Annotated in this window: 28 protein-coding genes and 6 tRNA genes; 27 read left to right on the top strand and 7 right to left on the bottom strand. The window is 30.1% G+C overall.

Annotated features, from left to right (window positions below; translation table 11 throughout):
• Positions 1–53 precede the first annotated feature (53 nt).
• Positions 54–1,022 (top strand): type I phosphomannose isomerase catalytic subunit, encoded by a 969-nt coding sequence (locus ACRCZX_RS01215; protein ID WP_438581120.1) that lies wholly within the window; start codon positions 54–56, stop codon positions 1,020–1,022.
• A gap of 16 nt (positions 1,023–1,038) precedes the next feature.
• A complete protein-coding gene (locus tag ACRCZX_RS01210; protein WP_438581119.1) occupies positions 1,039–2,448 on the top strand; it encodes a hypothetical protein in 1,410 nt (469 codons plus the stop codon).
• A 220-nt stretch (positions 2,449–2,668) separates the two neighbouring features.
• Here ACRCZX_RS01210 and ACRCZX_RS01205 read toward each other — a convergent pair whose 3' ends face one another.
• Entirely contained in the window at positions 2,669–3,868 is a 1,200-nt protein-coding gene (locus tag ACRCZX_RS01205) for a phosphoglycerate kinase (protein ID WP_438581118.1), read from the bottom strand.
• 99 nt (positions 3,869–3,967) lie between these two features.
• The gene (gene gap, locus ACRCZX_RS01200) at positions 3,968–4,975 is read right to left on the bottom strand and encodes a type I glyceraldehyde-3-phosphate dehydrogenase (RefSeq protein WP_438581117.1); all 1,008 of its coding nucleotides are present in this window, start codon (positions 4,973–4,975) and stop codon (positions 3,968–3,970) included.
• Positions 4,976–5,163: 188 nt separating this feature from the next.
• Between gap and ACRCZX_RS01195 the strand changes: the two genes are divergently transcribed.
• On the top strand, positions 5,164–7,242 hold the full coding sequence (locus ACRCZX_RS01195; RefSeq protein ID WP_438581116.1) for an HD domain-containing phosphohydrolase: 2,079 nt from the start codon (positions 5,164–5,166) through the stop codon (positions 7,240–7,242).
• A gap of 152 nt (positions 7,243–7,394) precedes the next feature.
• Positions 7,395–8,663: a dicarboxylate/amino acid:cation symporter gene (locus ACRCZX_RS01190; protein ID WP_438581115.1), complete on the top strand. Its 1,269-nt coding sequence runs from the start codon at positions 7,395–7,397 to the stop codon at positions 8,661–8,663.
• A 46-nt stretch (positions 8,664–8,709) separates the two neighbouring features.
• Here ACRCZX_RS01190 and ACRCZX_RS01185 read toward each other — a convergent pair whose 3' ends face one another.
• Positions 8,710–9,585: an RluA family pseudouridine synthase gene (locus ACRCZX_RS01185; RefSeq protein ID WP_438581114.1), complete on the bottom strand. Its 876-nt coding sequence runs from the start codon at positions 9,583–9,585 to the stop codon at positions 8,710–8,712.
• Positions 9,586–9,929: 344 nt separating this feature from the next.
• On the opposite strand from ACRCZX_RS01185, the gene asrA reads away from it, so the two are divergent.
• The 8 genes from asrA to ACRCZX_RS01145 all read left to right on the top strand — a co-directional run bounded on the left by asrA (position 9,930) and on the right by ACRCZX_RS01145 (position 17,507).
• A complete protein-coding gene (gene asrA / locus ACRCZX_RS01180; protein ID WP_438581113.1) occupies positions 9,930–10,967 on the top strand; it encodes an anaerobic sulfite reductase subunit AsrA in 1,038 nt (345 codons plus the stop codon).
• Positions 10,967–11,776, top strand: a complete 810-nt coding sequence (gene asrB, locus ACRCZX_RS01175; RefSeq protein ID WP_438581112.1) for an anaerobic sulfite reductase subunit AsrB — start codon at positions 10,967–10,969, stop codon at positions 11,774–11,776. Before asrA ends, asrB begins: the two co-directional genes overlap by 1 nt.
• Before the next feature lie 12 nt (positions 11,777–11,788).
• On the top strand, positions 11,789–12,859 hold the full coding sequence (asrC, locus tag ACRCZX_RS01170) for a sulfite reductase subunit C (RefSeq protein ID WP_438581111.1): 1,071 nt from the start codon (positions 11,789–11,791) through the stop codon (positions 12,857–12,859).
• A 128-nt stretch (positions 12,860–12,987) separates the two neighbouring features.
• Entirely contained in the window at positions 12,988–14,739 is a 1,752-nt protein-coding gene (locus ACRCZX_RS01165; RefSeq protein WP_438581110.1) for a YeiH family protein, read from the top strand.
• Between the two features lie 17 nt (positions 14,740–14,756).
• Positions 14,757–14,984 carry a hypothetical protein gene (locus tag ACRCZX_RS01160; RefSeq protein ID WP_438581109.1) on the top strand — a complete coding sequence of 76 codons (228 nt, stop codon included), beginning with the start codon at positions 14,757–14,759 and terminating at the stop codon, positions 14,982–14,984.
• Positions 14,985–15,461 carry a hypothetical protein gene (locus tag ACRCZX_RS01155; RefSeq protein ID WP_438581108.1) on the top strand — a complete coding sequence of 159 codons (477 nt, stop codon included), beginning with the start codon at positions 14,985–14,987 and terminating at the stop codon, positions 15,459–15,461. It abuts the gene before it with no gap.
• Between the two features lie 117 nt (positions 15,462–15,578).
• A complete protein-coding gene (locus ACRCZX_RS01150) occupies positions 15,579–17,132 on the top strand; it encodes a bifunctional metallophosphatase/5'-nucleotidase (RefSeq protein ID WP_438581107.1) in 1,554 nt (517 codons plus the stop codon).
• Positions 17,133–17,147: 15 nt separating this feature from the next.
• On the top strand, positions 17,148–17,507 hold the full coding sequence (locus ACRCZX_RS01145) for an FMN-binding protein (protein ID WP_438581106.1): 360 nt from the start codon (positions 17,148–17,150) through the stop codon (positions 17,505–17,507).
• 49 nt (positions 17,508–17,556) lie between these two features.
• Here ACRCZX_RS01145 and ACRCZX_RS01140 read toward each other — a convergent pair whose 3' ends face one another.
• Positions 17,557–18,204 carry an OmpA family protein gene (locus ACRCZX_RS01140; protein ID WP_438581105.1) on the bottom strand — a complete coding sequence of 216 codons (648 nt, stop codon included), beginning with the start codon at positions 18,202–18,204 and terminating at the stop codon, positions 17,557–17,559.
• Between the two features lie 196 nt (positions 18,205–18,400).
• Between ACRCZX_RS01140 and ACRCZX_RS01135 the strand changes: the two genes are divergently transcribed.
• The 15 genes from ACRCZX_RS01135 to ACRCZX_RS01065 all read left to right on the top strand — a co-directional run bounded on the left by ACRCZX_RS01135 (position 18,401) and on the right by ACRCZX_RS01065 (position 24,568).
• Positions 18,401–18,477, top strand: a tRNA-Pro gene (locus ACRCZX_RS01135).
• A 3-nt stretch (positions 18,478–18,480) separates the two neighbouring features.
• Positions 18,481–18,556, top strand: a tRNA-Gly gene (locus ACRCZX_RS01130).
• Positions 18,557–18,569: 13 nt separating this feature from the next.
• Positions 18,570–18,646, top strand: a tRNA-Arg gene (locus tag ACRCZX_RS01125).
• An 11-nt stretch (positions 18,647–18,657) separates the two neighbouring features.
• A tRNA-His gene (locus tag ACRCZX_RS01120) sits at positions 18,658–18,733 on the top strand.
• A gap of 26 nt (positions 18,734–18,759) precedes the next feature.
• Positions 18,760–18,835: transfer RNA gene (locus tag ACRCZX_RS01115), tRNA-Lys, on the top strand.
• Between the two features lie 8 nt (positions 18,836–18,843).
• Positions 18,844–18,926 (top strand) — tRNA-Leu (locus ACRCZX_RS01110).
• A gap of 70 nt (positions 18,927–18,996) precedes the next feature.
• Complete coding sequence (gene truA, locus ACRCZX_RS01105) at positions 18,997–19,731, top strand: tRNA pseudouridine(38-40) synthase TruA (RefSeq protein WP_438581104.1); 735 nt, start codon at positions 18,997–18,999, stop codon at positions 19,729–19,731.
• An 8-nt stretch (positions 19,732–19,739) separates the two neighbouring features.
• Positions 19,740–20,189 carry a GNAT family N-acetyltransferase gene (locus ACRCZX_RS01100; RefSeq protein WP_438581103.1) on the top strand — a complete coding sequence of 150 codons (450 nt, stop codon included), beginning with the start codon at positions 19,740–19,742 and terminating at the stop codon, positions 20,187–20,189.
• 85 nt (positions 20,190–20,274) lie between these two features.
• Entirely contained in the window at positions 20,275–20,685 is a 411-nt protein-coding gene (locus ACRCZX_RS01095) for a Fur family transcriptional regulator (protein ID WP_438581102.1), read from the top strand.
• 36 nt (positions 20,686–20,721) lie between these two features.
• On the top strand, positions 20,722–21,090 hold the full coding sequence (locus ACRCZX_RS01090; RefSeq protein ID WP_438581101.1) for a desulfoferrodoxin family protein: 369 nt from the start codon (positions 20,722–20,724) through the stop codon (positions 21,088–21,090).
• Positions 21,091–21,109: 19 nt separating this feature from the next.
• On the top strand, positions 21,110–21,274 hold the full coding sequence (locus ACRCZX_RS01085; RefSeq protein WP_438581100.1) for a rubredoxin: 165 nt from the start codon (positions 21,110–21,112) through the stop codon (positions 21,272–21,274).
• A gap of 84 nt (positions 21,275–21,358) precedes the next feature.
• A complete protein-coding gene (locus tag ACRCZX_RS01080; RefSeq protein ID WP_438581099.1) occupies positions 21,359–22,132 on the top strand; it encodes an MBL fold metallo-hydrolase in 774 nt (257 codons plus the stop codon).
• A gap of 8 nt (positions 22,133–22,140) precedes the next feature.
• Positions 22,141–22,719 (top strand): uracil-DNA glycosylase family protein, encoded by a 579-nt coding sequence (locus ACRCZX_RS01075; RefSeq protein ID WP_438581098.1) that lies wholly within the window; start codon positions 22,141–22,143, stop codon positions 22,717–22,719.
• A 1-nt stretch (position 22,720) separates the two neighbouring features.
• The gene (locus ACRCZX_RS01070; RefSeq protein ID WP_438581097.1) at positions 22,721–23,773 is read left to right on the top strand and encodes a glycosyltransferase family 9 protein; all 1,053 of its coding nucleotides are present in this window, start codon (positions 22,721–22,723) and stop codon (positions 23,771–23,773) included.
• 48 nt (positions 23,774–23,821) lie between these two features.
• On the top strand, positions 23,822–24,568 hold the full coding sequence (locus tag ACRCZX_RS01065; RefSeq protein WP_438581096.1) for a YebC/PmpR family DNA-binding transcriptional regulator: 747 nt from the start codon (positions 23,822–23,824) through the stop codon (positions 24,566–24,568).
• Positions 24,569–24,612: 44 nt separating this feature from the next.
• Here the strand turns inward: ACRCZX_RS01065 and ACRCZX_RS01060 are convergent, their stop codons facing one another.
• Genes ACRCZX_RS01060 through ACRCZX_RS01050 form a run of 3 tightly spaced genes read right to left on the bottom strand, consistent with a single transcriptional unit; the run spans position 24,613 to position 25,979 of the window.
• A complete protein-coding gene (locus tag ACRCZX_RS01060; RefSeq protein ID WP_438581095.1) occupies positions 24,613–25,062 on the bottom strand; it encodes a hypothetical protein in 450 nt (149 codons plus the stop codon).
• A gap of 20 nt (positions 25,063–25,082) precedes the next feature.
• Positions 25,083–25,511 (bottom strand): hypothetical protein, encoded by a 429-nt coding sequence (locus tag ACRCZX_RS01055; RefSeq protein ID WP_438581094.1) that lies wholly within the window; start codon positions 25,509–25,511, stop codon positions 25,083–25,085.
• 39 nt (positions 25,512–25,550) lie between these two features.
• Positions 25,551–25,979: a DUF4402 domain-containing protein gene (locus tag ACRCZX_RS01050; RefSeq protein ID WP_438581093.1), complete on the bottom strand. Its 429-nt coding sequence runs from the start codon at positions 25,977–25,979 to the stop codon at positions 25,551–25,553.
• Positions 25,980–26,080 lie beyond the last annotated feature (101 nt).

The raw sequence follows: 26,080 nt of genomic DNA, 5'->3' as shown, positions 1-26,080 counted from the left end.
ATAGAGATACAATAAAAATAATTGAAAAATTAATATATGGCATGGGAGGAAGAATGTATTTGTTAAAATTTAAGAAAAATTTAGTGGAAAAAGTATGGGGTGGGAGAGGCTTTGAAAGTACTTTAGGGTTTAAATTGCCTACAGCTGAGTTATATGGTGAGTCTTGGGAGGTGAGTTGTCACCCTGCAGGGATGTCATATGTTGAAAACGGAGATATGGAAGGTGAGAGTTTAGAAAAACTTTTCAAAGAATTTGGAAAAGATCTTGTAGGCGAAGAGATAGTTCAAAAATATGGAGAGAAGTTCCCATTACTGATAAAGTACTTGGATATAAATGATAAATTATCTGTGCAAGTACATCCTAGTGATGAATATGCATTAAGAGTTGAAAAAGAGTTTGGTAAGAGTGAAGTTTGGTATGTGATGGAAGCAAGTGAAGATGCAAAATTGATTTTAGGACTAAAAAAAGAGATAACAAAAGAGATGTATAAGGAAAAAGTAATTAAACAAGATTTTACAGGATTATTTAATGAAGTAAAGGTGAAAAAAGGCGATTTTATAGATGTAAAACCAGGAGTTGTTCATGGAACATTAGAAGGATCAATTTTAATATGTGAAATACAACAAAACTCAGATACGACATATAGAATATATGACTTTGATAGAGAGGTAAACGGTGTAAAAAGAGAGTTGCATTTAGATAAAGCTATGGATGTTATAAAGTTTGGAGAAGAGGTAAAGATAAGCTCTGAAAGCTCTAGAACTAAAATTGAAATTGAGGATGCAAAGATTGAAGAGTTAATAAGAGGAGAATACTTCTCGATAGATAGATTGTTAATAAATGGAACTTTTGAAGATCCAGCTTATAAAAACTTTAAAGTTTATTCAATTTTAGATGGAGAGGGAATTTTAACTTCTAAATCAGTTCAATATAAAATAGAAAAAGGTGATACTTATTTTATTCCAGCAAAAACAGAGGTTTCTATAAAAGGATATTTAGAGGTAATGAAAAGCTACATTTAAAACTACAGGAGGAATTATGTCAACAACAGTGATAACATTGCTTAAAATTTTATTGCACGGAGATGCTCATATAGATGAAATCGTTAAATACACAAATTTAGACGTAAACTCTATAGAAAGAAAAATTTTAATATTAAATGATTATTTAGAAGCAAATGGCATAAGTAAAGTAAAAAAAATAAACAATATTTATATTTTAGAAAATAATGGTGAAGAATTTTCAGATTTCTTTTCAAGGTTGAATATTATATCTTCAGAACAAAGGCAAAAAATTTATTGTGTAAGACTTTTAATAAAAGGTTATATAAATTTAGAAAAAGAAAGAAAAAGAATTGGTGTTTCTAGAACAACAGCAATCAAAGATTTTAAAATAGTAAAAGAAAATCTTTTGAAAAATAATATCTTGTTAGAATCTAAAAATTCAAAAGGGATATTTTTGAAAGAAAGTAATGAAAAAAAGGTAACAGAGATTTTATTTGAAGATATACTGAGATTATTTATAGATAGAGATTTTTTATGTATGCAAAGAAAAGAGCTTTTAGAAGAGATAGATATTTTAGATGAACAAATTTATTTAGAAATATATAAAGAGATAACAGAAATGTTTAAAATAAAGAAATCAATTTTTGTTTATTACTCAATATATGCGATGGCTTTAATTGAAAAGCATAAAGGTTATTTAGATTGTGATATGAAAAATTTGGATAAAACTGATGAATTTAAAAAGATATTAAAAAAAATAAAAACAGCAAGTTTTTCAAAAGATATATCAGAAGAGTTAACAAAAGCTATTGCTAGTATAATTACAAAGATAAAGATGTATCAATTTTTAGATTACCCAATTAAATTTTATTTTGATAAGTTTTTAAATGAAATAAAGAGTAAATTCAAAATGGACACATTTGAATTAGAAAGATTGAAAAAATCAATCTGTATTTATTTTATGATAGGATATTTGGATAAAAAGTATGAAGTGTTATGGGTTAGAAAAGAACCACATTCTTTGAAATGTAAAAAATTAGCAGCTATTATAGAAAAAGTTTTGAAAGATATAGGTTTAGAAATGATGTATTCTGATGTTTTGAGGTTGTCTGGGGCAGTTTCAAAGTTTTTCATGAAAGAAATTTTTATAGATGGGTTTAAAGTTATTAGTGTTTCTAGAAATATAGATGAAGAGTACAATCAAAGAGTTATAGAATGCATTGAAAAAATTTATCCAGGGCTAAAATTTGAATCACAATCTTTTTTAGAATTTCGATTTCGAAGTAAAGAATCTATTCAAAAATATGATCTTATAATTTCTGATACAGAGAGTTATAAAGTGAAAAAATTAAAAAAAGTAAACACACTTAGTATAAGAGAGATTGAACGATGTTTTATAGAATATGCTTTAGATAAAAACTTCAAAAATATAGATGAATTGTAAATATACTTTTTTAGAGTGGTTAATAACAATAAAAAGTATGTATACAGTTTTTTTTAAAAATGGTATTATATTTTTAATAAATCCTTTTTTCGAATATATCCCCCTAATATATATTTGAGAAAAAACTAAAAGAATTCCATCCCCCCGGAGTTCTTTTTTTTTATTTTTATTATAAAAGTTATAAAAAAATGACATCTCGAGAGATGTCATTTTTAGTTTATTACTTAGTAGATATAGAATCTACACCTGGTAATGCTTTTCCTTCTAGGTACTCAAGAGAAGCTCCTCCACCTGTAGAGATGTGAGAGAACTTGTCAGCGAATCCTAAAGAGATAGCAGCAGCAGCAGAATCTCCTCCACCGATAATAGTTGTAGAGTTCTTTAAGTTAGCGATAGCTTCACAAACTCCGATAGTTCCTTTTGCATAGTTAGACATTTCAAACACACCCATTGGTCCGTTCCATACAACTGTCTTAGCTCCCATTAATTGCTCAGTGAACAATTTAATTGTAGCAGGTCCTACATCTAGTCCCATTTCATCAGCAGGAATAGCATCTACAGATACAACTGAATGAGGAGCTTCGTTAGAAAACTCTTTACAGATTACAGTATCGATAGGTAAGATGATTTTTCCTTCTGCTTTTTCTAATAATGATTTTGCTAATTCAACTTTATCTTCTTCAACAAGAGAGCTTCCTGTATCTTTTCCTAAAGCTTTGAAGAATGTGAACATCATAGCTCCACCAATTAATATTTTATCAGCTTTAACTAATAAGTTTTCAATAACTCCAATTTTATCAGAAACTTTAGCTCCACCTAAGATAGCAACTAAAGGTCTTTCTGGTGCATCAACAGCTCCACCGATAAACTTAATCTCTTTTTCCATTAAGAATCCAGCAGCAGTGTTTCCTTCTCCAATGTTAGCAGCGATTCCAACGTTAGAAGCATGTGCTCTATGAGCAGTTCCAAATGCATCGTTAACAAATAAATCTCCTAAAGAAGCCCAGTATTTTCCTAACTCTGGATTGTTTTTAGATTCTTTTTTACCATCTAAATCTTCAAATCTAGTGTTTTGGAACATTAGGATTTCTCCATCTTTTAAATTAGCAACAGCAGTTTCTAACTCTTCTCCTCTTGTAGCGTTGATGAAAGTTACAGGTTGCCCTAAAAGCTCAGCTAATCTCTTAGCAACAGGTTCAATATTTCTCTTTTCTAAATCTGCAGCTTCTTTAACTTTTCCTAAGTGAGAGAAAGCAATTACTTTTCCACCGTTTTCTAAAACATACTTTATAGTAGGTAAAGCAGCAACTATTCTATTCTCATCTGTGATTTTTCCGTCTTTCATAGGAACGTTGAAATCTACTCTCATTAAAACTTTTTTTCCAGCTACGCTTAAATCAGTTACAATTTTCTTTGCCATTTTGATGAACCTCCAGAAATTTTCGATATATTTTCTTAAAAAAAAGCGGAACTAAGAAGTCCCGCTATTCTGTTTATTCTATTTTTCCTAGAATTCTAATTACTTAGAGATTTCTACGAATAATTTTAAAGTTCTCATTAATTGAGCAGTATAAGACATCTCGTTGTCATACCAACAAACAGTTTTAACTAATTGCTTATCTCCAACTGTCATTACTTTAGTTTGAGTTGCATCGAATAAAGATCCGAATTCAATTCCGATGATATCAGATGATACTAATTCTTCTTCAGTGTATCCGAAAGATTCGTTAGAAGCAGCTTTCATAGCAGCATTGATTTCAGCAACAGTTGTTGGTTTTTCTAAAACAGTTACTAACTCAGTTAATGATCCAGTTATTACTGGTACTCTTTGAGCAGCTCCATCTAATTTTCCAGCTAATGCAGGGATTACTAATCCGATTGCTTTTGCAGCTCCAGTTGTGTTAGGAACGATGTTTGCAGCAGCAGCTCTTCCTCTTCTTAAATCTCCTTTTCCATGTGGTCCATCTAATGTGTTTTGGTCATTAGTGTAAGCATGTATTGTAGTCATTAAACCTTCTACGATTGTGTAGTTATCGTTTAATACTTTAGCCATTGGTGCTAAACAGTTAGTTGTACAAGAAGCTCCTGAAATTACAGTTTCTGTACCATCTAAAATGTTGTGGTTTACGTTATAAACTACAGTTTTGATATCTCCAGTTGCAGGTGCAGAGATAACTACTTTTTTAGCTCCAGCTTCTAAGTGAAGTCCAGCTTTTTCTTGTGATGTGAAGAATCCAGTACACTCAAGAACAACGTCTACTTTTAACTCTCCCCAAGGTAAGTTTTTAGGATCTCTATCAGCTAAAACTTTAATTTGCTTTCCGTTAACTGAGAATCCTCCTTCGTTAACTTCGATAGTTCCATTGAATCTACCTTGTGCTGAATCGTATTTGAATAAGTGTGCAAGAGTTTTTGCATCTGTTAAATCGTTTATTGCTACTACTTCAAACTCAGGGTTGTTCATCATTAATCTTAATGCTAATCTTCCAATTCTTCCAAATCCATTAATTGCTACTTTAACTGCCATTTTGAAACCTCCTAAATATATTTATGTTTTTTTAATTTCTTTTTAAATACTTTCTGTATGTACTAATGATATATTATCTTCTATATTTTGTCAAATCATTCATGGGCGCTAAAATTAATCTTTTTCTGATTACTTTTTTGTTAAAATTGTAGTATAATAAAAAAACTGAAATTAAAGGAGAAAAAAATATGTTTAAAGTTTTTCTTTTTTCCTTCTTGTTATGCTCTAATTTAATAGCAGAGAATCATGTAATATTATTAGAAAATGAGAATAGTTTTTTCTTTTATAAAAAAGGAGATTTATACAAAGGTCTTTATCCGAAGTTATTTAAAGATATTAGTGTGAAAAAAAAAATAAATCTTTTAGTTAAGGAATTAGATACAAATTTAATATTAGACATGGAAAAAGGTAAAAATGTTTTGATCATGGATTTGATAGAAACTGATGATCGAAGAAAAAAATATTACTTTATTCCAACATTTTTCTATTTAAAAGCTAATATATATTTCTTGAATTCAGATTACATAGATATCAATAATTTTTATAAAAAAAAGATTGGTATTATAAAAGGAACTTATATTCATAAAGAATTTTTAAAAAAGTATGAGTTTTTAAATAGTGAAATTATAGATGTTGAAACAAGAGAAAAAGGTATACAGATGTTGAAAAAAGGAGTTATAGATGGTTTTATTGGTGATGATCAATATGGATTTATAGATTCTTTAAATAAAATAAATTTAAGTAGAATACGAACGATGGTAACAACATTGGCAGTTCCTAAAACAGAAAAAAAACTATATAATGATTTGAAGTCTTATTTTGAAAGTATATCCTCTGATGAATTGAAAAAAATTATAGTTAACTCTAGAAGAGAATATTACAAAGATAAATTTGTAAATAAATTTTTATCATTAAAAGGAAAAGAAGTAGATGTTTTATATCCAGTAGAAAAAAGTAATTATCCACTTTACTATATGGAAAATGGAAAAGAAAAAGGTTTGATTAGAGAATACTTAAAAGATGTAGAAGATATTTTAAGTATAAAATTGAATAAAAAAAAATATTCTAAGAATACAGATTGGAAAGAGAATGATATAATAGCTGCAATCACAGTGCAATCAAGTTTAAAAGAAAAAGAATTATACACAAATCCATATTATACATTAAGTCCAGTTATATTCAATAGAAAAGAAGAAGGTTTTGTAAATAATATTGTAGAGACTCGAAGAAAGAAGTTTGCAGTTGTAAAAAATAGTTATTACATGGAGCGTTTAAAACTTGATTTAAAAGAAGAAAATTTTATTTATGTAGAAGACATGGATGAAGTAATTGAAAAAATTCGTAAAAAAGAAGCTGATTATGGAGTAGCGGATTATAAAACATTGGCAAATAAGTTGTATAACAAAGGTTATGATAGAGAACTTAAAATAGCAGGTATTTTAGATAAAAAATACGAATTAGCTATGGGAGTGAAATCAGAAGAAGTAGAATTAGCAGAAGCACTTAGAGAAATTTCAGCGAGTTTTTTAAATGAAAATATGAGTGAAAATATGTATTCGTTTAAAAATACTTATGAAGTAAATAATTCTAAAAAATTAATAGTTATTTCGTTTGGAATGCTTCTAATAACTTTGATTTTTATGTATAGAGCTAAAAAGAGTTCACTTGAAAAGAAAAAATATGAAAATTTAATGCTGTCTTTAGTATCCTCTTTAGAAGCGGTGAACCAATTTAACGATTTTGAAACAGGAAATCACATAAAAAGATTAAATGTTTACTCAGAGTTGTTAGCGAATAAATTAGGGTGTAATAAAAAGTTTTGTGAAGAAATTGGAAAAGTTGCATCATTGCATGATGTTGGAAAAATAGGGATAGATAAAGCAATATTAAAAAAACCAGCTAAATTAACAGAAGAGGAGTTTCAGATAATTAAGACTCATTCAGAAATAGGATATGAAATTGTGAAAAAATCAAGAGTTAGTGAGATGGCTCAAAATATAGCAAGATATCATCATGAAAAATGGAACGGAGAAGGTTATCCAATAGGGTTGAGTGGTGAAGAGATTCCTTTGGAAGCTAGAATAGTCTCAATAGTAGATGTTTATGATGCATTGAGACAAAAAAGAGTTTACAAAGAAGGTTTTACTCATGAAAAATCAATTGGAATAATAGAAGAAGAAAATGGTAAAAGTTTTGATCCAACTCTTGTGAAAGTATTTATGGAAAATCAGGATAAATTTGATAAACTTTTTAATAATAACAAATAAGGTAAAGGTAGCTTTTATGATGCTACCTTTTTTTAATCAATAATATGAAAATATATTTCCATAAATAAAAAAAAGAAAATTTTTAGTTGCTTTTTAAAAAAGTAAAATGTATAATAAGTTTTATAAGAAGAAATATTAAAGGAGTGAATTTAATGAAAAAATTAAGTTTAACAAATAAAATTTTTATGGCTTTAATTTTGGGTGTTTTAAGTGGTTTATTGCTGTATCCATTTCGAGAAAATGAAATAGTAAAAAAATATATAATAGATTTCTTTTTTAATTTTTTAGGAACTGGTTTTATTAGAGCTATAAGAATGATAGTTGTTCCGTTAGTATTTTGCTCATTAACAGTAGGAGCAGCGGGAATAGAAGATATAAAAAAATTAGGAAGAGTTGGAATTAAAACATTGGTATTTTATTTGGGAACTACAGCAGTTGCAATAACTCTAGCTTTGGGAGTGGGTTCGTTTATAAATCCTGGAAAAGGTGTACATCTATCTAGAATTGTTGAAACTAATATAAGTGTGGGAGAAACAAAACCTTTTGTGGATGTTCTTTTAGGAATGATTCCTATAAATCCAGTTGAAGCTTTAGCAAAAGGAGATATGTTACAAATTATAGTTTTTTCTATAGTGTTTGGAATAGCCATGGCTTTGTTAGGAGATAAAGTTTCAACAGTTAGAAAAGGAATGGAAGAGTTAAATAACTTAGTTTTAAAAATGGTTGAAATAGTTATGCAGTTAGCACCATTTGGTGTTTATGGTTTAATTGGTAAAACTTTTGCAACTTTAGGTTACACTGCAATGTTACCTTTAATGAAATATTTTATAGGCGTTGTAATAGTGTTAATTCTTCATTATTTAATAACATATCAAACACTATTAATTTTAGTAGCTAAATACAATCCTCTTAAATTTTTAAAAAAGTTTTCAGGTCCTATGATGGTAGCTTTTTCAACATCATCAAGTAGTGCGACATTACCATCTTCAATGGAGTGTTTACAAAAAGATTTTGGAGTATCAAAAAGTATTTCATCATTTACATTACCTCTAGGAAGCACAATAAATATGGATGGAACTGCAATAATGCAGGGTGTTGCAACAATTTTTATAGCTCAGATATACGGAGTGCATTTAACTATGGGAGATTTTATAACAGTAATAATAACAGCAACTTTAGCTTCGATAGGAACAGCTGGAGTACCTGGAGTAGGAGTTATAATGCTTGGAATGGTATTGCAGCAAGTAGGATTGCCTTTAGAAGGTATGGCACTCGTTATGGGTATAGATAGATTTGTAGATATGTTTAGAACTGTTACAAATATAACAGGGGATGCTATTTGTACTTTAATTATAGCTAAAACTGAAGGAGAATTAATTGATGATGAAGTTATAACTATTAAAAAAAATAAATTAGTATAGAATTATAAAAAGCACCTTTTTGAAAGGCGCTTTTTTTTAACTAATATTATGCATTAACTTTATGAAGAATTTCTTTGAAGTCTTCTGCTAAAGGAGCTTCAACTTTTATTTTTTCATTGCTTTCTACATCTGTAAAGATAAGTTTGTAAGCATGAAGCAGCTGTCTTTTTGCTCTTATATCTAATCCACCATAAAGTTCATCTCCTAAAATAGGATATCCAACAAGCGACATATGAGCACGTATTTGATGTGTTCTACCAGTAAATAATTCTAATTCAATTAAAGTTAAATTTTCTTCTGGAAAACGCTCTAAAACTTTCATACTTGTTTTAGCGGTTTGTCCACCTTTTTCAACAGTCATCTCTTTACGTCTTAAGTCGTCTCCTTCTTTACCAATAGGAATCTGGATCATCATTTCGTCTTCTTTAATAACACCTTTAACAATAGCTTGATAGAACTTTGCAACTTTTTCTTTGTCAGTTTGTAAAAAAGCTTGAGTAAAAGCATTTTTAGCTACAACAATAAGCCCAGAAGTATTCATATCTAGACGATTAAAAAATCTAGGTGGTTGAATTTTACCAGTTTGCTCTTTAAGATAATAAATAACACCATTAGCTAAAGTTAAATCTGTTCTTTTAGTAGTTGGATGTACAACTAAGTAGGGGTCTTTATCTATTATCAGCAGATTTTTATCTTCGTACATAACTTTTAAGTTCATTTTGATAGGTTCTATTCCAACTTCTTTATCTTTTTCCTTTACTAATAATCTAGCATTTTTTTTAACTTGTTTTGTAGTTTTTGTTCTTTTTCCATTCAAATAAACTTCAACATTTCTGATTCCTCTTCCAGAGTATCCTTTTTCTTTTAAATATTGAGTTATTTTCATGTTGTGAAATTCAGCTTCAACAATAAATTTTTTCATAATACCGCCTTTTAAAAAATGTTATTTTATTATATTTTATAATGAAATTCAGAAAAAAACAATCTTTTGATTCTGTTGTGATGAAAAAGTGATCAGGTATATTATTCTTATAAACTACACTTGAATAATATACAATCATAGAATTAAGGGTTTCTTATAGAATAAAACTTTATCAAAAAAATAAAGAAATGAAAAAGTGGCTATTAAGGTTTCGACTAAAAATTCAAATTTAACCAAAAGGTGTCGAAATTCAAAAAAGTGGTTTACAAAAAAACAAAAAGGTTGTAATATAGACATATAAATAATTGAATAAAAATTCAAAAAAATAGGGAGGCAGAGTAAGAATGGGATACAAAATAACAGCAGAAAATTTTGATAACTTACTAAAAAATCTTAGTAAAGAGTATAAAGTATATGCTCCAAAAAGATTTCCTAAGCAAGGAAGATACTCAGACACAGACGTTATAAGATATGATAGGGTTTATTCAGCAGATGAGATTGTACATGATGAAAAATCTGATTATGCAGCTAAAGAGGTATTAAGTCCAATAACAGAAACGGTTTTATACTTTACAGATGCAGACTATAGAGAAACAAAAGTTGTAGATGAAAGACCAATGCTTGTTTTTGCAAGATCTTGCGATATTCATTCAATTAAGAGATATGATGATATATTCTTAAAAAATGGTGGATTTGAAGATTCATACTATAAAAGAATGAGAGATAATACAAAGTTTGTACTAATAGAGTGTCCAAAAAATGGTTGGGATACTTGCTTCTGTGCTTCTATGGGAAGCGGTTCTACAGATGAATATGCTTTTGGAGTTAAATTCAATGGTGAAGAAGTTTTAGTAGAAACTAAAGATGCAGCATTTAATAGTTACTTTGATGGAAACGAAGAGTTAGAGTTCGCTGTAACACCTGTTACTGAGAATGTAAGAACTGTAAGAATTCCTGAAATAAATGATAAAGAAACTCAAATTGCAATCAAAGGTTTAGAGATGTGGAAAGAGTTTGATAAAAGATGTTTAATGTGTGGTAGTTGTACTGTTTCTTGCTCAACTTGTACTTGTTTTACAACTTATGATATGAACTATACATCAGATTCAAATGCAGGAGAAAGAAGAAGAATAAATGCTTCTTGCCATGTAGATGGATATACTGATATGGCTGGAAACCACTCGTTTAGAAGAGCTGGTGGAGAAAGAATGAGATTTAAAGTTATGCATAAAATACATGACCATAAAGCAAGATTTAAAGAGCATCATATGTGTGTTGGTTGTGGAAGATGTGACGATAAATGTCCTGTATTTATATCATTCTCAACAACAGTAAATAAACTAGCAGCAGAAGTTGACAAACTAAATGGAGGAAAAAAGTAATGGAAAACTTAATAATGCCAAAACCATATAGATTATTGGATATAAAAAAACTTACAGAAATAGAATATCTATTTAAAGTTGAATATCCAGAAGCTAAGAACATCAAGTTTGGACAATTTATGCAGTTATCTTTACCAAAGGTAGGAGAGTGTCCAATATCAGTTACAGATTTCTCAGCAGAAGAAGGCTGGGCAGAGTTTTTAATAAGAAAAGTAGGAACAGTAACAGATGAGATCTTTAATCTTCATACTGGAGACATTTTACCTATGAGAGGACCTTATGGAAAAGGTTTTGATGCAGTAGATATAAAAAATAAAAAAGTGGTTATTGTAACTGGTGGATCAGGTTTAGCTCCAGTAAGATCTTTAATCAATCATATATATAGAAATCCAGAAGAAGTTCAATCTATGGAGTTATTATTTGGATTTAAAGATGAATCATCTATACTTTTCAAAGATGAAGTTCTTCAATGGAGAAAGAAACATCCAATGGTATTAACTGTAGATAAAGGATGTGGAATAGATGGTGAATGTGTAGGACTTGTAACAGAGTATGTACCACATTTAAAAATGTTAGAAGATGGATTCAAAGATTTAGAGGTTATTATTGTAGGACCTCCTAATATGATGAAATACACAGCTATAGAGTTTGAAAAGCTAGGAGTTCCAGCTGAGAAGATTTGGGTATCTTTTGAAAGAAAGATGTCATGTGCTGTAGGAAAATGTGGACATTGTAGAATAGATGAAGTTTATGTATGTCTAGATGGACCAGTATTTAATTATTCAGAAGCTAAATATCTAATCGACTAAGGAGGTAACAGAGTGAATCACGATATTAATATAACAAAAATGAAACTGAACTGTTTCCGTCAATCAAAAGTACCTGGGGAGTTTATGATACAACTTCGTGTTCCAGGCGGATTAATAGAAGCTAAGTATTTAAGAGTAATACAAGAGATTGCAGAGAAATGGGGAGACGGAACTTTCCACATGGGTATGAGACAAACTCTAAATGCTCCAGGAATAAAATATGAAAATGCAGAAGCTGTAAATGCTTATTTAGAAGACTATATAAGAGAAGTAGATGTAGAGATGTGTGGAGTAGAAATGGATGTTACTAAAGCAGGATATCCAACTATAGGAGCAAGAAATATAATGTCTTGTATTGGTAACTCTCATTGTGTTAAAGCAAATATTAACACTTGGGAATTAGCTAGAAAACTTGAGGCAAAAATTTTCCCAAGTCACTATCATATAAAAATGGCTATATCAGGATGTCCAAATGACTGTGCAAAAGGTCATTTCAACGATTTTGGTATAATAGGAGTAACAAAACCTACTTATTTAAAAGATAGATGTATTGGATGTGGAAGATGTGTTAAAGTTTGTGAGCACGCTGCTACAAGAGTTTTAAAATTAGAAAATCATAGAATAGTGAAAGATTCTTGCTGCTGTGTAGGATGTGGAGAATGTGTTGAAGCATGTCCATCATCTGCATGGGTTAGACCAGAAGAAAAATTATTCAGAATAACAATCGGTGGAAGAACTGGTAAACAGTATCCAAGAATGGGTAAGATGTTCTTAAACTGGGTAACTGAGGATGTAGTTATGGCAGTTATAGGAAACTGGCAAAAGTTCTCAGCTAATGTATTACACAATAAACCTATGTATATTCATGGAGGTCATTTAATTGACAGAGCTGGATATCAAAAGTTTAAAGAGATTATCTTGGATGGAGTTAACTTAAATCCAGATGCTCATGTAGCACAAAGAATTCTTTGGGCAGAAACAGAATACAGAGCAAACATAAATGTAAAGCCTTTATCTAAACATTCAAGTCCAGGAGAAGCTTATACTCAAGAAAAACCGTTTCAATATGACGGCGGACACTAAAAAGAATTTTATCTAAAATTATATATTCTAAATTTAATGGGAACCCTAAATGGGTTCCCATTAGTCATGTTTACCACTTTGAATAAAAGTTCAACAAAGCACATTTAAAAAAACCGAGGAGGAATAAAATGGAAGCTGTAAAATCGAACAATAAAAGTTTAAAGGTAACAATATTAGATTTATTTAAATTTGAAGATTATTGGGCAATATTATTAGCAACAATTATACTTATATTTTGTATGTTTTTATATATGGGATCGGATTCAAACGTTCTTATAGGAAAAGCACAAGTTTATAATGATATAATGAAATCTGAAGGAGAGAGAGCTCCTTTTAAAACAATTCAATGGCATGAAGCTCAATTCGATAAAAATACATTAGTTAGAAACAATTCAACCACTCAAAAAGTAAAAGAAATCTTAGGTAAACCTAAAAAGTGGACTAAAAATCCAATCGAATCATTTTATTTAAGTAAAGCAGCAGCAGATGAAAGAGGTGCTTTATTTTTAGAGCAATATGAACAATCAAAAAAAATGACTATTTTAAGTAAAGAAAAATCGTTACTCGCAATTTCATTAGCTGAAGAGATGAAGTTTTTAAATGAAGAATTAAACACAGTAGCAAGTTCATCTGTTGATGAATGGTTAGTAAATAGAGACAAAGAGAATAAATTAAAATCAGCAGCACTCGTTAAACCATATAATTTAATACCAAACTTATTGATATTATTGGCATCAATAGGGATATATTTTAGTTTAGGAATGAAAAAAATGGATAGAGATGGCTTTTTAAAAGGGTTTTCATTTGTATTTTTATTAGCTGTAGGAGCATATTGCTTAGGAGAACAAGAAACACTAAAAGCTTGGGGACTTGGATACGTATTTTGGGGACTAGTTCTAGGATTGATAGTTAGTAATACTGTTGGAACACCTAAAAAATTATTGGCAGCAGCTCAAACAGAGTATTTTATAAAAACAGGATTGATATTATTGGGTTCAACTGTTTTAGTAAATAAAGTGTTGTTAATAGGAATACCTGGAATATTTGTAACTTGGTTTGTAACACCAGTTGTTTTAGTATTAACTTTCTTATTTGGAGATAAAGTTTTAAAAATGGAATCGAAAAGTTTAAATATGGTAATGTCAGCAGATATGTCTGTAAGTGGGGTTTCAGCAGCAATAGCCGCAGCAGCAGCTTGTAAAGCTAAAAAAGAAGAGTTGACTCTTTCTGTTAGTATCTCAATTATGTTTACTGCTTTTATGATGATAGCAATGCCTATGTTTATAAAGTTTTTAAATTTAGATCCTGTATTGGGAGGAGCTTGGATTGGAGGAACAGTTGATTCAACAGGAGCAGTTGTTGCTGCGGGAGAATATTTAGGTCCAGTTGCAAGAGACGTTGCTGCTACAATAAAGATGATTCAAAACGTTATTATAGGAGTAATGGCCCTAGGAGTAGCTGCATATTGGTCATTAAAAGTTGATAAATCTACTGCTAGTGAAAGGGACTTTTCTTTTAAGGGTTCTTTAAAAGAGATTTGGGCTAGATTCCCAAAATTTATTCTAGGATTTATTGGAGCATCATTGGTATTTTCTTCTATTTATAGCATGTTAGGAGTAGATGGGTCTAAAATAATTATAGATAAAGGTATGGTAAATGGTTTGATTTCACCTTTACAAGGTTGGCTGTTCTGTTTGGCTTTCACAAGTATAGGTTTATCTACAAACTTTAGTGAGTTAGGAAAATTATTTAAAGGTGGGAAACCTATAACTCTTTATTTAGTGGGGAAAGTTATAAATTTAAGCGTTACTTTTGGAGCTGCATACTTGATGTTCCACGTAGTATTTCCTGATATAACAAAATCACTAATGAACTTATAAAAAACTTGGAGGAAGATATGAAAAAATGGCTTGCTTTAGGATGCAGTTTTTACTGTATATACTTATTATGCTTTTCTATATTACCATTTTTAGATGAAGTTTTGGGATTTAAAGAAGCACATCAAAAGCTTGCTGAAGAAGATATTGAGTCTGGAGCTTGGTATTATATATTTGTTAAAAAAGTAGAGCCGAGTTCAGAAAATGTGAGACACACTTTGATATATTGGAATAAAGGGGAAAAGTAGATGTTAAACATTGAAGGTTTTTTAAAAAATGAAAATAGGTTAGCATTCGAAGTAGCATCAGAGTTAATAGAAAAACCAAAAATATCTATGATGGTAGTATTGTTTCCTATTTTATTGATTAATTTTATTGGAGATTCTAGAATCTACAAATATAAAGTAGAGTTTTTTTTAAAAGAATATATGTTTTTAAAAAATCTTGTAAGCTCTTTATTGAAAGAGGAATCTCTTTCAGATGATGAATTGAAAAAAAGACTAGAATCAATATTGTTTAAAGAAGCAAAGTATAAAGAGTTGTATAACTATCAAATATCAGAAGCACTATCTATAAAAGATTATATCTATGAACATAAAATTGAAAAAGTTATGAGAGAAAAAGAGATAATAACATTGAAATCAACTATAAGTATTTTAAGCTTAGAAGGTGATTCTTTAGAGAGCAGTTTAAAGCTTTTAAAAATATTGGAAAAGAGAATGTAAAATAAAGGTGAAAACTGCATTTTGATGCAGTTTTTTCTTTTACAATACTATTTAGATGTGATAAAATATGTTCAAAATAGTTTAAAAAAGTTTCAAATAGTTTCTTAGGGAGGGCATATGAATAAGAATATTAAAATTTTTGGTTTAATGGGATTGGTTTTAGCTTTTTCAGCTTGTAGAGTTTTACCAGCAAGAGATGGAGAGTATGAACTTACTATGGTTCATGTTAATGATGTTCATGGGAGAGCAAAAGAGGGGAAAAGTGACGGTGTAGGTTTAGCTAGAGTAAGAACAATCGCTAAAGCTTTAGAGCAAGATAAAAATAGTGGAAAAGTGTTACTTATAGATGCTGGAGATACTATGCATGGAACAACATTTGCAACTTTAACAAAAGGTGAATCAATGGTTCAAACTTTAAATGCTGCAGGCTTTGATTACTCAACATTAGGAAATCATGATTTCAATTATGGTGAGGAAAGATTAGGAGAGCTGCTTTCTATGCAAAAATATAAAACACTAGCAGCAAATGTTACAAATAAAAGCACGGGAAAACCAATAGCAGGAACTTATGAAATAAAGAAAATAGATGGAATGAAAGTAGGATTCTTTGGTTTAGCAACTCCAGAGACATATTTTAAAACAAATCCAAACAATGTAAAAAATATAAAAATAGCAGATCCAATAGCAACAGCAAAATCAGTTGTAGCTCAAATGAAAAAAGAAGGTGTAAAATTTATTGTAGTTATATCCCATTTGGGTGATGATGAAAGCACAGCTAAAAATTTACAAAGTGTAGGTCTTGCTGAAGCAGTACCAGAAATAGATATTATAATAGATGGTCATAGCCATACTGAGTTAAAAGAAAAGAAAATTGTAAACGGTGTTACAATAGTTCAAACAGGTGAATATTCAAAAAATGTTGGAGTTGTAAAAGTTGATTTTGACAAGTTAAAAAATAAAAACAGTGCAATTGATTATACGTTATATACTAAAAATGCAATAATGAATGGGGATAATCCAGTTCCAGAAGATGAAAAAGTAAAAGCAAAGATTGATGAAATTTCTAGAAAGCAAGATGCAATAACAAGTGTAAAAGTTGGAGAAACACCAATTTTACTAGAAGGAGATAGAGCTTTTGTTAGAACAAGAGAAACTAATTTATCACAATTAATAACAGATGCAATGGTATGGAAAACAGGAGCAGATGTAGCTTTAACAAACGGTGGTGGAATAAGAGCTTCAATTAATCCTGGTGAGGTAACAGTTGGAGATATAATTAGTGTTTTACCATTTGGAAACTATGTTGTAACAAAAGAAGTGAAAGGTTCAGATTTACAAAAAGCTGTAGAAAATGGTTTAAGAGCTTATCCAGAATCATTGGGTGCTATGGCACAAGTTTCAGGAATGACTGTTAAATTTAATGTTAAAAATCCTGCTTATAGAAGAGTTTTAGAAATTAGAGTTGGAGATGAGAAATTAGATTTAAATAAGATGTATACAGTGGCAACAAATGACTTTATGGCTGCAGGAGGAGATGGGTACTCTTCTTTAGCTGCAGGTAAGGTTGTAGCACATTATTCAGGTTTAGATGAAGTTTTAACTGAGTATATACAAAAAGTAGGACTTGAAGGAAGAGATAAAGTTACGCCAAGATTAATTCCAAAAAAATAAGGAGATGACTTTGTTATGGTTAAAGAGGGGATAAGAAAAAAAAGTGTTATAGCTTTTGTAGTAATAGGATTACTTTTAGGAATATATGAATCAAAAAAACCAGGACCAATTGTAGTAGAGGGAAGTGGAACAGGTTATAACGATGAGTTGAATGTAAAATTGAAAGCAAAGTTAAAAGGGGATAAGTTTAAAATTGTAGAGGTAGATATAATTCATGAAGATACTCCGCCAATTGCTGATCCAGCAGTCGAGAATTTAAAACAACAAATTTTAAAAAAACAAAATTCAGACTTGGATATAATAGCAGGAGCAACGTATACATCTAAGGGAGTAAAAGAAGCAACAGTAGATGCTATCAAAAAAATCAAGAAGTAAGCAAAAGAGGACTTTAATTAAAGTCCTCTTTTGTTTTAAAATTTATATATTAATAAGCTGGGAATATTTGAATCTCTACTCTTCTATTTTGAGATCTACCAGAAGCAGATGAATTATTTGCTATTGGTCTATCAGGTCCAAATCCGTTTATAGTAATTCTATTAGGGTTTACACCTTTTCTTACAGCATAATCAGCAACACTTCGAGCTCTTTTTACAGACAAGTCCATATTATACGAATAAGCACCAGTATTATCAGTATGTCCAGAGATAATGATTCTTGTTTCAGGATATTGATTTAAAACAGAAGAGATATCATTTAGAGGAGCATAGAAACTAGTTCCTATAATGTGTCCGTTTGTAGGGAAAGTAACTCCACCAGGTAAATTAAGGTTTATATAATTTCCTTCATCAGTAACTTTAACTGAAGTATTTTGTAGTCTAGTTTGTAACTCTCTTGTTTGTTGATCTTTATAAGCACCCCAACCTAAACCAGCTAGAGCACCAATACCAGCACCAATAAGAGTACCTTTACTATCTTGTCCAATTGCTTGTCCAAGAAGAGCACCAAGTGCAGCTCCACCAGCAGTTCCAGTAGTTTTGTTATTAAGATTGTTGTATCCACCACCATTTGCAGTACAAGCTCCTAAAAGTGAAGTAGCTAAAAATAGAGAACATATAATTTTTTTGTTTTTCATTTCAAATCCTCCTTAAACTAAGATAACTTTAAAATATCATATTTGTTTTATGATTGTTTATAGATTAATATTCTTTTTATATAAAATCAATCCTTTTTTTAAATAAAAAATAATAAAAAAGTTTGTTGACATAAAATATAATTTGTGATACTATAAATATGTAGCAAGCGAAAGCGAGTTATACAAAATAAATAGTCGGAATATAGCGCAGTCCGGTAGCGCACCTGCCTTGGGAGCAGGGGGCCGCAAGTTCGAATCTTGCTATTCCGACCATCTGCGGGAGTAACTCAGTTGGTAGAGTGTCAGCCTTCCAAGCTGAATGTCGCGAGTTCGACCCTCGTCTCCCGCTCCAATTTTTTAAATATGTGTTTGTAGCTCAGTTGGATAGAGCAACGCCCTTCTAAGGCGTGGGTCAGGGGTTCGAATCCCTTCAAGCACACCATATTATATTTGGTGGTCGTAGTTCAGTTGGTAGAGCGCCAGTTTGTGGATCTGGTTGTCGCGGGTTCGAATCCCGTCGGTCACCCCAAGTATTTTTAATATTTTTCAAAGTATGCGTCATTAGCTCAGATGGTAGAGCACACGACTTTTAATCGTGTTGTCACTGGTTCGAGCCCAGTATGACGCACCATCTATTTTGCGAGGGTGGCGGAATTGGCAGACGCACCAGACTTAGGATCTGGCGTTTCGACGTGAGGGTTCAAGTCCCTCTTCTCGCACCAATAAGAATTTACAGAGTCTTGATTAGTCAAGGCTCTTTTTTATATATAAAAAAAGGAAAAGGAGAGAAAATTGGAAAGAAATATAAAGATAACATATAGTTATGATGGAAGTGAATTCTTTGGATTTCAGAGACAACCAAAACTAAGAACTGTACAAGGAGAAATTGAAAAAATCTTAAAGACTATTTTTAAAAAAGAGATTGATTTAGTTTCAGCAGGAAGAACAGACAGAGGAGTTCATGCTAAAAAACAAGTTTCTAATTTTTTTATTACTTCGACAATTCCAACTGAGAGAATTAAATTTATTTTAAATGGAAATTTACCAAAAGATATTCTTATACTAGAAATAGAAGAAGAGGATAAAGATTTTAGTTCTAGATTTTCTGCTAAATATAGAGCTTATGAGTACTATATTGGAGAGGAAAAAAATCCTTTTCAATCAAGATATGTAACTTTTGTTAATCAAAAATTAGATTTAGACAAGTTAAATAAGATTGTAGCTCCATTGGTGGGAACTTATGATTTTTGTAATTTTAAACTTGCAGACTGCTGTAGCAGAACTTCTGAAAGAGAGATTTTTGAAGCTAGATTTGAGAGAGTAGATGAAAAAACTGTAAAGCTTTATGTAAAAGCAAATGCTTTTTTAAAATCTCAAATTAGAATAATAGTTGGAACAATCTTATCTGTATATTTTAGAAAAAAACCAGAAAATTATTTAATAGATATGTTAAATAATCCAAATGGTAAATATGTTAAAGCAGTAGCAGAACCAAATGGACTACATCTTTCTGATATTGGATATTAGGAGGTTTTATGAGAGTAGTAGAAGTAGCTGAGAATGATAGAGAACTAATCGGAAAAATTCATGAAAATGAATTGCATAGTTTTGGCACTATGGGTGGAGCAGATATGTGGATGATTATGAGTTTTATTCGTTATGGAAAATTATATGTTTTATTAAATGAAGAAGATAAATTATTATGTGTAGCACAATATCAAGGTGTTTTAGGAAAAAACGAAGCTTTTTTATATGGATTTTCAACTCCTCTAGAAGAGAGAGGAAAAGGTTATGGTAAAATTCTTTTAAAAGAAAGTCAAAAAGAATTGAAAAAAAATAATATAAAAAAAATATATTTGACTGTTGATCCGAAAAATATAACAGCAGTAAAAATGTATGAAAAAGATGGATATGTGATTATAGAGTTGCATAAAGATGAATATGGAGTTCGTGTTGATAGGTATCTTATGGTAAAAGAACTCTAGTAAAATCTTGACAAAGAAAAGAAAAAAGTGTATATTAAAAGAAAACAATTGTTACAATTTTGTAACCATTACAAAGGAGAAAAAAGTGTATATTGAAAATATAGGTGATCACTTAAAAATACATGACATAAAACCTTCATACCAAAGAATGAAAATATTTCAATATTTGTTGGAAAATAAAATTCATCCAACAGTAGATGAAATTTATAAGGCTTTATGTCCTGAAATTCCTACTCTTTCTAAAACAACAGTTTATAATACATTAAATCTTTTTATAGAAAAAGGAATAACAAGAGTAATAACAATAGAAGAGAATGAAACTAGATATGATGTTGATATGGATATACATGGTCATTTTAAGTGTGTAGAATGTAAAAAAGTGTATGATATTCCAGTAGTGAAAGATCAATTCATAGTTGATAATATGAATGGTTTTAAAGTAGATGAATATCATGTTTATTTTAAAGGAATTTGTTCAAAATGTCAGAATAAGTAGTAGATACAATCTTTTTATTAAGTGGAGGAGGATACAATGAAAGTTTTTGAAATTTTTAAAGTAAAAGGAAATCCAGTTTTATTAGAAGTACTTATAGCAGACAAAGAGGTTAGTGTTGAAGGATTAGAATTAGTTTCAGAGAAAACTCAAGATGCATCAACAGAAAAGCATGTTCCTTATGTAGAGGAAAAAGAAGATGGATATTTAGTTAAAGTTGGAAAAGAAGTTGCTCATCCAATGACAGAAGAGCACTATATTCAAATAATAGAGATTTGTGTAGATGATTTTTTATATAGAAAATACTTAAAAGCAGGATCAGCACCAGAAGCATACTTTAAAGTTCCGAAAGGAAAGAGTGTTTGTTCTAGAGAATATTGTAATATCCACGGACTGTGGAATAGTTAATTATTCTGGAGGTATTTAAATGGCTAAATATATGAGATGTATTGTGTGTGACTATGTTTATGATGAACTAGTTGGAGATATAGAAAATGGAATCTCTCCAGGAACAAAATGGGAAGAAGTTCCAGAAGATTGGGTTTGCCCACTTTGCTATGTAGGTAAAGACCAATTTGAAGAGATGAAATAGTAAACGAAAACCTCTTGGTATATATGCTAAGAGGTTTTTTTATGATATAATAATAATCGAATAGATATTTAGAAAGGATGAAATATGAAATTAGCAGTACTAGGAAGTGGAAGTAAAGGTAATTCTATTTTTTTAGAAACTGATAACATAAAATTACTTATAGATGCAGGGTTCAGTGGAAAAAAAATAGAAGAACAACTCAAAAATATAGGAGAGAATATTTGTAATATAGATGGGATTTTAATAACTCATGAGCATGGGGATCATATACTCGGAGCAGGAATAATCTCAAGAAAATATGATGTTCCAATCTATATTACAAAAGAGAGTTATGAAGCTGGAATTTTGAAATTAGGAAAATTAAATTCTCAAAATTTGAGATTTATAGAAGAAAATTTTGAAGTTGGAGCGAGTCTTATTTATCCTTTTGATGTTATGCATGATGCTGAAAGGACTGTTGGTTTTAGAATAGAAGAGAGCACTGGTAGTAAAGTAGCGATAGCGACTGATTTAGGATATATAGACAACACTGTGAGAGAAGCTTTTAAAAATGTAGATGTGATAGTTCTCGAATGCAATTATGATTATAACAAATTGATGGAGTGTTCATATCCTTGGGATTTAAAAGCACGTGTAAAAAGTAGAAGTGGGCATCTATCAAATATTGATTGTGCTAGATTTTTATGTGAAATATATCATAAAGATTTAAAGAAAATATATCTTGCTCATATGAGTAAAGAAAGTAATGATCCTAAACTTGCATTAGATGAAGTTATGGAAGAGTTATCAAAAAATAATATAGAAATTCCTGTAGAGATTGCAACTCAGGATCGAGGTACAAAATTAATTGATTTTTAGGAGGAAAAATGCAAGATTTTGAAAAACTGTTAGAAGAGTTAAAATTTGAAATAGGTGGAACAGATGCTCTTCGAAATAGTAAAGAAAAAATAATTTTAGGTGCAGGAAGTTTCAATGGAGAAATTATGTTTGTAGGAGATGACAGCAACCTATATATAGATGAAAATTTTAAAGTAAGACCAGGTTCAAGCGGTGAATTTTTAATAAAGTTATGTGACATAGTTGGGTTTTTACCTGAACAATATTATGTAACTACTTTGACAAAATCAGAAAAAAAATATCGTGAACTAGAGGAGAGGGATAAAAGAGATTTAAAAGAGTATTTAATGATGCAAATATCTTTAATGAATCCAAAAGTTATAGTTGCTTTAGGTCAAGATAGTGCTGAACTTCTTTTAGAAAGAGAGTTTAAATTTTTACAAGAAAAAAGCTCTATACTAGATTGGAAAGGAGACATTAAAATACTTGTAACTTATGATGCTAATTTTGCTAAAAAGTCTAGAGATGATGGAGGAAAAAGAGCAAAGGTTGCAGTTGATTTTTGGGGTGATTTAAAAACTGTAAAAAATAAAATTGAGGAAATGTAATATGAAAATATTAGTAATTAGATTTAAACAGATAGGGGATGCAATACTTTCATCAGTTTTATGCAAAAGTTTAAAAGAGACATATCCAGATGCAGAGATAGATTATGTTTTATATGAACATGTATCACCACTGTTCGAAAATCAAGATTATTTAAGTAGAGTTATTTCAATAACAAAAGCCGAGCAAAAAAATCCATTTAAATATCTAAAAAAAGTTTGGAATGTAACTAGAACTGATTATGATATAGTTATAGATATAATGTCAACTCCTAAAAGCGAATTATTCTCTTTGTTCTCAAGAAAGGCAAAATATAAAATTGGTAGAATGAAACCAAAAAGAGGTTACTGTTATACTCATAAAATTGAAGAGCCGTCAACTGAGTTTGATAAAGCTGAAAAGTTTTTAAAAATGCTAGAGCCTCTTATACAAGATAAAGTAGATGTTAAATTAAATAAAAATTATTCTCTAAAGTTTTTAGACGTAGAAGTATCTAAATTAAGAGAAAGAATGGTAGCAGCAGGAGTTGATTTCAGTAAAATTATAATTCCTTTGGCAATAAATTCTAGAAGAGAAGCTAAAGTTTACCCAATTGACTTAATGAAAAAATTAGCTTTAAAAATATTAGCGGAATTTGATGCACAAATTATTCTTTACTATTCTGAAGATGAGATGGAGTTTGCTAAAAAGTTTCATGAAGATTTAGGTACCGATAAAAGAATAATATCAAATATACAAACTAAGAGCATAAGAGAGCTCGGAGCTTTATTGTCAAATTGTGATATTTTTATAGGAAACGAAGGAGGGCCAAGGCATTTAGCTCAAGCGATAGATATTCCTAGTTTTGCTATATTTAGTCCAAATTCCAAAAGAAGAGATTGGCTTTCTAAAGATAATATGAGGCATGAAGGTATAGAGCCAAGAGATATATTATATAATGATGAATATGAGACGTTATCTTTCGATCAAAAATATAGACTCATAACACCTGATATTATACTAGAAGAGGTAAGGAAAAAAATGCTATTACTACCCAAATATATTGAAAAAAAATAGGTGTTATGATAAAATTTATAGAGAAATTTAAACTGAGGAGGGATTTTTGTGGCAGGACATAGTAAATGGTCAAACATAAAACATAGAAAAGGTGCTCAAGATGCTAAAAGAGGAAAATTATTTACAAAGTTAGGAAAAGAGTTAACAATTTCAGCTAAAGAAGGTGGAGGAGATATAAACTTTAACCCTAGATTAAGACTTGCAATAGAAAAAGCAAAAGCAGCTAATATGCCAAAAGATAATCTAGAAAGAGCAGTTAAAAAAGGAACTGGAGAACTTGATGGTGTAGATTATATGGAGATTAGATATGAAGGTTATGGTCCTGAAGGAACAGCTTTTATAGTGGAGGTTGTAACAGATAATAAAAATAGATCTGCTTCTGAAGTAAGAGCAGCATTTTCTAAAAGAAATGGAAACTTAGGAACTGACGGTGCAGTAGCTTGGATGTTTGCTAAAAAAGGTGAAATTATAATTCCTGGTGAAGGAGTAGATCCAGATGAGCTAATGATGTCAGCTTTAGAAGCTGGTGCTGAAGATGTTAAAGAAGAAGATGGAGAGTTCACAGTTATAACTGATCAAGCTGATTGTAACACTGTTGCTGAAGAGTTAAAAAAAGCAGGATATAATGTACTTGAAGCTGAAGTTGCCATGATACCCGATAATAAAGTTATAATCACAGATTTAGATATGGCTAAAAAAGTAATGGCACTATATGAAGCTTTGGATGATTTAGATGATGTAAATGATGTTTATTCAAACTTTGATATATCTGATGAGTTATTAGAGCAAATATAATATAAATAGAAACAATAAAAAAGGCTCTATTCAGTGAATAGGGCCTATTGAAATGTTACGTTCATAATCAAAGTACCGGAGTATTTACCTAATACAGCGTCTTTTGGAACTATTAATTCAGCATCAAAGTCATAGTGAAATTCACCATTTTTATCTAGCTTTGTACTTTCACTATAATCTGAAATATTGATAACGTTAACTGATATTTCATTATTAGAAGATTCGTGTTTTAGAGGAATACTATTACTAAAAGCGTTTAAATTTTTTTCATTCAAAGAAACTTTTATATTTTGGCCTTTTTCTCCATAAATAGTAAATCCATGTCTTGAAGAAGTATTGCTGCTTCCTCTAAAAACATTTCCAAATTCAATATCTCCATTATGAACTACTCTTAAAGGATCTATAACCTTTGCAGTAATGTTCATTTTCCCATCGTTGCTCTCTAAGCAAAACGAATTAAAGCTAATCATTAAAAAAAAAAATAAAAATTTCAAAATGTTGTTCTCCTTCTTAATTATTGGTATTGAACTCTAGCGGTTAGACTACCAGTATAGTCTCCTATCCTAGTGCTTGTAGTAGGAGAGATAGAACCATTTATATTAATTTCAAGGTTACCATCACTACCTAAACTATATCCAGCTAAAGGCATTAGCATATTGAAATTAATAGGTAGTGCTAAAGATTTATCAATATTATTTGTTAAAGTTTTGGGAAATGTTGTGATAACATCTATTTTCTGACCAGGTTCTCCATCTATTTTATATGTACCTTCTGCAGTAGCAGTGCTGCCTTGAATAATTTTTCCAAAATCCATATCTTTTGTAACTTCAATAGTTAAAGGTTTTATAACAGTTGCATTGATATTCATACTGGCTTCACCAGAAGCGTTTGCAAAAGCAAGAATACTAAGTGTACAGCTTAAAAGCATAAGTAATTTTGTCATTTTATCCTCCTGAATTTTGGTTCGATTAAAAAAATAAAATTAATTGTATTGAACTTTAGCAACTAAAGTACCATTGTATTTTCCAATCTCTTGATTTGAAGTAGTTTCTAAAACACCATCAACAGAAAGGGTAGCATTTCCGTTTTTATCTAAAGAGTGAGGTGGTGAAGTTCTAATACCAACAATAATACTAGATTTAGTTGTTTCGTGCGTTAATAAAACAGAACTATCAATAGTTATAGCTATACTTTGTCCAGCTTCTCCTTTAATTGAGTATCCAGAAGTAGCATTAGCCTTACTTCCTTGTATAATAGAACCAAATTCCATATCTGTAATTTTTTCTATAGTTAAGGGTTTTATAACAGTTGCACTTATATTCATAGTTGCAGATTGCTCAGAGTTTCCTTGTGGAGCTCCAAAAGCAGATACTGCTAAAGTTAAAGATAAAAGCATTAATAATTTTTTCATTGTAATACCTCCTGATTTATTAGATAAAGTTAGAAAAATACAAAAAGCCAATCGCATCTATAACCAAAATGGTTAAGAGCAACTGGCTGTCATTTTAAAGA

Origin of the sequence: Cetobacterium sp., assembly GCF_051658645.1 — a bacterium.
Taxonomy (GTDB): Bacteria; Fusobacteriota; Fusobacteriia; order Fusobacteriales; family Fusobacteriaceae; genus Cetobacterium_A.
This window is presented reverse-complemented; position numbering and strand designations above follow the sequence as displayed.